Origin of the sequence: Pseudomonas eutrophicaquae, from assembly GCF_023544715.1 — a bacterium.
Lineage (GTDB): Bacteria > Pseudomonadota > Gammaproteobacteria > Pseudomonadales > Pseudomonadaceae > Geopseudomonas.
The window spans coordinates 24,895-31,217 of the sequence record NZ_JAMJEZ010000026.1 but is presented as its reverse complement, the minus strand read 5'-3'; the positions used below and the strand labels follow the sequence as shown (position 1 = coordinate 31,217).

At 66.2% G+C, this 6,323-nt stretch carries 8 protein-coding genes; 6 read left to right on the top strand and 2 right to left on the bottom strand.

Annotated elements, in window-relative coordinates:
- The 5 genes from MXC11_RS10650 to MXC11_RS10630 form a co-directional block, all read left to right on the top strand.
- Nucleotides 1-190 (top strand): hypothetical protein (locus MXC11_RS10650; RefSeq protein ID WP_250010173.1); only part of this gene is annotated, 190 nt, incomplete at its 5' end.
- A 3-nt stretch (nt 191-193) separates the two neighbouring features.
- On the top strand, nt 194-1,153 hold the full coding sequence (rpoS, locus tag MXC11_RS10645; protein ID WP_250010172.1) for an RNA polymerase sigma factor RpoS: 960 nt from the start codon (nt 194-196) through the stop codon (nt 1,151-1,153).
- A 201-nt stretch (nt 1,154-1,354) separates the two neighbouring features.
- Complete coding sequence (locus MXC11_RS10640) at nt 1,355-1,810, top strand: DUF7673 family protein (RefSeq protein ID WP_250010171.1); 456 nt, start codon at nt 1,355-1,357, stop codon at nt 1,808-1,810.
- 674 nt (nt 1,811-2,484) lie between these two features.
- A complete protein-coding gene (locus tag MXC11_RS10635; RefSeq protein ID WP_250010170.1) occupies nt 2,485-2,637 on the top strand; it encodes a hypothetical protein in 153 nt (50 codons plus the stop codon).
- Nucleotides 2,638-2,683: 46 nt separating this feature from the next.
- Complete coding sequence (locus tag MXC11_RS10630) at nt 2,684-3,565, top strand: universal stress protein (RefSeq protein WP_250010169.1); 882 nt, start codon at nt 2,684-2,686, stop codon at nt 3,563-3,565.
- A gap of 61 nt (nt 3,566-3,626) precedes the next feature.
- Here MXC11_RS10630 and MXC11_RS10625 read toward each other — a convergent pair whose 3' ends face one another.
- Together MXC11_RS10625 and xthA are read right to left on the bottom strand one after the other, a co-directional pair.
- Nucleotides 3,627-3,905 (bottom strand): peptidylprolyl isomerase, encoded by a 279-nt coding sequence (locus MXC11_RS10625; protein WP_250010168.1) that lies wholly within the window; start codon nt 3,903-3,905, stop codon nt 3,627-3,629.
- Between the two features lie 48 nt (nt 3,906-3,953).
- Complete coding sequence (gene xthA / locus MXC11_RS10620) at nt 3,954-4,766, bottom strand: exodeoxyribonuclease III (protein WP_250010167.1); 813 nt, start codon at nt 4,764-4,766, stop codon at nt 3,954-3,956.
- Nucleotides 4,767-4,929: 163 nt separating this feature from the next.
- Between xthA and MXC11_RS10615 the strand changes: the two genes are divergently transcribed.
- Complete coding sequence (locus MXC11_RS10615; RefSeq protein WP_250010166.1) at nt 4,930-6,276, top strand: alanine/glycine:cation symporter family protein; 1,347 nt, start codon at nt 4,930-4,932, stop codon at nt 6,274-6,276.
- Nucleotides 6,277-6,323: the final 47 nt, after the last annotated feature.

The following is a 6,323-nucleotide window of genomic DNA, read 5'->3' as shown; positions in this document are numbered from 1 at the left end:
CAGGGGGCTGAGGCTGCGTGCATCGTTGGTCATTTTGAAAATACTGATTATGCTCTATCTTATTGCCGGATTAATATCTCAACAAGTTTTAGGGTTATACCCAAATAATCTTTTGCAATTATCTGCTTCTTGTACAACTATCGGGCACCAACCCGCATCGACTCACACAACAATCAGCAGGAAGCGATGACCCATGCAAGCTCGAGAATCTGCGCTGCCCCGCATCGACACCGTCCCTGTCAGTGATGTTTTGCGGGCCGAAGCCAGTCATGTGCCTCAGCGATCTACCCGCGCCTCCCGCGCCAAGCAGGAAGCCCCGTGCGACCAGACGCTGGACGCCACCCAGCGCTACCTCGGTGAGGTCGGCTTTGCCGGTCTGCTCAGTGCCGAAGAGGAACAGGCGCTGGCGCGCCGCGTGCAAGCCGGGGAGGTGGCGGCCCGCCAGCACATGATCGAGAGCAACCTGCGCCTGGTAGTGAAGATCGCCCGGCGCTACCTCAACCGGGGGCTGCCGCTGCTGGATCTGATCGAGGAGGGCAATCTCGGTCTGATGCGCGCCGTGGAGAAGTTCGATCCTGAGCGCGGCTTTCGTTTTTCCACCTACGCCACCTGGTGGATCCGCCAGAACATCGAGCGGGCACTGATGATCCAGCCCCGCACCATCCGTTTGCCGGTGCAGGTCGTCAAGGATCTGAACAACTGCCTGCGGGCAGCCCATGAGCTCAATCGCAAGCTGGCCCATGAGCCCGGTAACGAGGACATCGCCGCGCTGCTGGGCAAGCCACTGGCCGAGGTCAGTCGGATCATGGCGCTGCGTGAGCGGGTCAGCTCACTGGACAGCAGCCTGGGTGAGCACAGCGAACACACCCTGCACGATGTGCTGGCTGACCCTCAGTACGACCCCTGCCTGCTGCTGCAACGCGGCGAGCTGGAGCGCAGTATCGAGGACTGGCTGGCTGCGTTGCCCGAGCGCTCCCTCCAGGTAGTCATCCGCCGTTTTGGTCTGCACGATCAGGAGGCGCAGACCCTTGAGGAGGTCGGCCAGCTGCTGGGGCTGACCCGCGAGCGGGTGCGTCAGCTGCAGGTGGAAGCCCTGCGCAGCCTGCGGACACTGCTGGAGAGTCAGGGGCTGACGGCGGAATTGCTGGACTGAGTGCGAGAGGGCGGATGGCCCGGTCGGGCGGGGGGCAAGGTCAGGTCGCTCGCTGCCGTACTGCTCGCGCTACATCGTCCGGTGTTTATGCGCAGGGCGGCTATGCTTGCCATGGATGCCCGTCTTGCATCGCTGCCGGAGGCGCTGGCACGGGTCTCTGCCGATGGGTCTGAAGCGCTCGATCGCTAGCAGGTGAACGCCATGAGCAATAGCAACTACGATGCGCCGTCCTCCACCCCTCGTGTGCGTGACATCGGTGAGGCGCGCCGCGCGCGCGAACTGCGCGAGATTGAGGAGCAGGTCAACCACCGTTTGCGGCATTACCAGCAGTGGCAGGCCGAGCGTCCACAGGCGGTCAGCCGTGGCATCGAGGCACTGGTGCGGGTGCTGGAGCTGGCGCTGTATGGACTAGATGAGCGGGTGCGTGGCATCTGCCGGGACTTCTTGCTCGGGCTGTCCACCGGGCGACGCTTTGACCTGACCCGCCTGCGGCACCTGGACCTGCTGGAATGGCAGGATTGCCTGGATGTCTTGCGTCTGCAGCAGTACAGCCAGCGTCCCTTGCCGGACTTTTTCATCGAGGGTTATGCGCTCTGGCAGCGCCTGGATCCGCGCGCGCTCGACGCTCAGGTCAACGGTCGCGATACTGTACGCTGACGGCCTGCCGCGGTGGCCGGTTTCTGTCTGCTTTGCAGTGAGCGTTGTGTATGCCCCGATTGTTCCTTGATTCGCATCTGCCTGTAGCGATGTTGGCGCTGTGGCTTGCCGGTTGCGCCGCCCGTCCGCCAGCGCCTGCGGAGGTGCCCACGCCGAGCGTGCCAGAGGCGACCGCCCCTCAGTCTGTGGAGGAGCCAGATGCTTCGGCACCGCCCGCGCCCGCGCCCGCGCCCGCGCCGGCACCTGCCCCGGCGTTGCCCGTACCTGCGGCGGCGCCCCAAGAGCCGGCGAGCCCACCCACCGCTGCGCCCACCACGTCGGTTGACCGTACTGCACCACCGGCTGCACGCTTGACGCCAACGCCAACGCCAACGCCAACGCCAACGCCAACGCCAACGCCAACGCCAACGCCAACGCCAACGCCAACGCCGGCAGCCGTGCCCAGTGTCCCGTCGGCCCGGCCGGTGGTTCCGGCGAGCGTGCCTCCTCGCGTGATCGCTCCGGCCCCCGCACCACGTCCTGCCGTCGTGCTCGCGCCGCAGGCCACACGGCCGCGCCCCGCACCCGTACCCTCCGCGCCAGCGACCTCAACGCCACCGGCTGCATCGAGCGTAGCGCCCACGCCGGCCGCCGTGGTGCCGGCCAGTGGCGCGCCTGCGGCCAACGCCGCCCCTGTGCGTCAGGTCATCCGGCCGGTTGCCCGCCCGGTACCCAGCCTGCAGGCGATCGAGGCGGAGATCGAGGCTTACACCCGCCAGAGCGATGCCACCTTGCAGCACGCCGAACAGGAGGTTGACCGGCTGGTCAGGGACTGGATGGGCGAGTAGTCTGCCCTCGAACCCTTTCAACGGCGCCCTGTTCAGGAATCCTGCGATGTCTGCTCTGCACACCCTGCTTGCCATGACCGACTTTTCCTCACCTGCCGAGGCCGCGGCCCTGCGCGCGGCGCGGCTGGCCCGGCAATGCGGGGCGCGGTTGCAGGTGCAGCATGTACTGGCCCGGCAAGCCCTGCAGCAACTGCAGGCCCTGTTCGGCCTGGCGGACACGGCACTGGGCGCGCGTCTGACGCAAGATGCCCATGAACAGCTGCACGCGCTGGCCGCGCGCCTGCAGGCCGAAACCGGTGTGAGTGCCGGGCTACACCTCTCGCAGGGCGTAGTATTGGATGAGCTGCTGGATTACAGCGATGCCTGTGATGCGGGGCTGGTGGTGGTCGGCGCGCAGGGGCAGGGGCTGATCCGCGAGCTGACGCTGGGCTCGACCGCCGAGCGTCTGCTGCGCAAGAGCAACCGGCCCTTGTTGACGGTGCGCGGTGCGGTGCAGGGTGACTATCAGCACATCTTGCTGCCGGTGGATTTCTCGCCGCGCACCGAGCGCGCGCTGGCCTTGCTGCGTCAGCTGGCGCCCGAGGCGCACTTGACCCTGCTGCATGTGTTCTCGGTGCCTTTCGAGGGCATGCTGCGCCATGCGGGTGTTGAGGAATCACAGATCATCCGGCTGCGCGAGGAGGTTCGCCAGCGCGCCGCGCAGTCGATGGAGGCACTGCGCAGCAGCGAAGCGCTGCAGGGGCGCTCGGTGGATAGCGTGCTGCTCGGCGGAGATCCGGCGCTGCAGGTGCTGCAGCAGGCGAATCTTCGCGGCAGCGAGCTGATCGCGATGGGCCGGCGGGGGCAGGGCGTGCTCGATGAACTGCTGCTGGGCAGCGTCACCAAGCATGTGATCGCCCATGCCCACTGCGATGTACTGGTGCTCTGAACCACATCTTGGCCGGTGAAGCGCGCTGGCGCTGTGCACCGGCCTTGAGTGCGCGCGCCGCTTAGTCGCGGAAGTAGACCACGATCAGGTGCCAGCCAAAGGTAGTCTTCAGCGGGCCATGCACCTGATGCAGTGGCTTGCGAAACACCACGCTCTCGAAGGCCTTGATCATCTGTCCCGGACGGATTTCGCCCAGATCTCCTCCGCGTTTGCGGGAGGGGCAGAGCGAATGACGGCGGGCGAGGGTGGCAAAGTCCTCGCCCTTGTCCAGACGGGCTTTGAGCTGCTCGGCCTCCTGGGCGGTCTTGAGCAGGATGTGACGGGCCATGGCGATGGGCATGCAGATGCTCCGCAGCAAAAAGTCGCGCAGTGTAGCGGGTGTGCCGGCTCAGTCCAGTTGTAACCAGACCGGCGCGTGGTCTGAGGGTTTTTCCATTGCGCGCAGTTCATAGTCGATGCCGGCGCCGCCCAAGCGCGGCAGCAGCCCGCGGGAGGCCATGATCAGGTCGATGCGCAGCCCGCGCTTGGGTACATCCTCAAAGCCGCGGCTGCGGTAGTCGAACCAGCTGAAACGATCGTCGGCCGCGGGATGCAGGTGGCGGAAGCTGTCCACCAGCCCCCAGTGCTTGAGGCGCGCCAGCCACTCGCGCTCCTCGGGCAGGAAGCTGCACTTGCCGGTGCGCAGCCAGCGTTTGGCATTGTCGGCGCCGATGCCGATGTCGCAGTCCTCGGGGGAGATGTTGAAGTCGCCCATCACCACCACGCCCTGCTCGGGGCTGAACTGCTCCTCGAGAAGGCGCTGCAGGTCGGCGTAGAACTGCGTCTTGGCCGGAAATTTGCTGGCGTGGCTGCGGCTCTCGCCCTGCGGGAAGTAGCCGTTGAACACATGCAGCGGCAAGCCCTGGGCATCGGTGAAGGTGGCGCCGATGAAGCGCCGCTGCGATTCCTCACCATCCCAGGGGAAGCCCTTGATCAGCTGCTGCGGCGCCTGGCGCGAGAGCAGGGCGACCCCGTAGTGGCCCTTCTGCCCGTGGTACTCAACGTGATAGCCGAATGCCTCGATCTCGGCCTGCGGGAACTGCTCATCAGCCACTTTGGTTTCCTGCAGGCCGATGATGTCCGGCTGGTGCCGCTCGATCAGTGCGGCCAGTTGATGGGGGCGGGCGCGCAGGCCGTTGATGTTGAAGGAGACGAGTTTCATCGCGGGGTATTCCGGAAAAAGTCGCCATGCTAGCCGATCAGGCCAGGGCCTGCCGAGCCGCAGGCCGTGTCAGGCAGAGGGCGTGTTAGCATCGGCGCCACACAGCCAGCCTGAGCGCGGATGGGCGTTGCTGGCGCGGATCTTGAGGGTATGAGGTACAGAAATGGAAGGAATGCACGCGCTGACCGAACAGCTCAACGCACTGGTCTGGGGGCCGCCGATGCTGGTGCTGATCCTGGGGACGGGGCTCTGGCTGATGCTGATGCTGCGTGGCATGCCGCTGCGGCGGCTGGGGCAGGGTTTCGTCCTGCTCTGGCAGGGGCGGCACAAGGGAGAGGCCGGTACCGGCGAGATCAGCCCGTTCGCGGCGCTGATGACGACCCTGGCGGCGACCATCGGCACCGGCAATATCGCCGGCGTGGCCACGGCGATCTTCCTCGGTGGGCCGGGGGCGCTGTTCTGGATGTGGTGTACGGCACTGGTCGGCATGGCCACCAAATACGCCGAGGTGGTGCTGGCTGTGCATTACCGTGAGGTGGATGTCCAGGGTGAGCACGTTGGCGGGCCGATGTACGCGATCAAGAATGGTCTCGGGCCGCGCTGGCAGTGGCTGGGCAGCGCCTTTGCGCTGTTTGGCGGGCTGGCAGGCTTTGGGATCGGCAACATGGTGCAGGTCAACAGCATGGCGGCCGCGCTGGACGCCTCCTTTGGCATGCCGGCCTGGCTGACGGGGCTGTCGGTCATGTTGCTGGCCGGGCTGGTGATCCTCGGTGGTATCCGCCGGATCGGTCTGGTGGCGCAGGCGCTGGTACCGACTATGAGTGTGATCTATGTGCTGGCGGCGCTGCTGGTGGTGGCGCTGAATGCCGCGCAGGTGCCTGAGGCGCTGCGCCTGATCGTCACCCATGCCTTCACGCCGATTGCGGCCACCGGCGGCTTTGCCGGGGCGGCGGTGATGGCGGCGATCCGCTTTGGTGTGGCGCGGGGTATCTTCTCCAACGAGGCGGGGCTTGGGACCGCCGGGATTGCTCAGGCCGCCAGTACCACCACCAGCTCGGTGCGCGCCGGGCTGATCGGCATGCTTGGCACCTTCATCGATACCCTGGTGATCTGCACCCTGACGGGGCTTGCGATTCTCTGCTCAGGGCTGTGGAGCAGCGGCGCCAGCGGCGCGGCGCTCAGCTCGGCGGCCTTCGAGGCCAGCCTGCCCGGCGTAGGCGCGCACCTGATTGCCGGCGCGCTGGCGCTGTTTGCCTTCACCACGATTCTGGGCTGGGGCTATTACGGCGAAAAGTGCTGGGAGTATCTGGCCGGCACCCGCAGCCGGCTGCCATTTCGCATGTTGTTCGTGCTGGCCATCCCTTTTGGGGCGGTTGCCCATCTGGAGTTTGCCTGGCTGGCCGCCGATACCCTCAACGGGCTGATGGCGATTCCCAACTTGATCGCGCTACTGTTGCTGAGCCCGGTTGTCCTGCGCCTGACGCGCATCTACTTTCGCGGGCAACCCTGATCCCATCGCCCCGCCTGTGCGGGGCTTATTCCCTGCTACAAGGAACC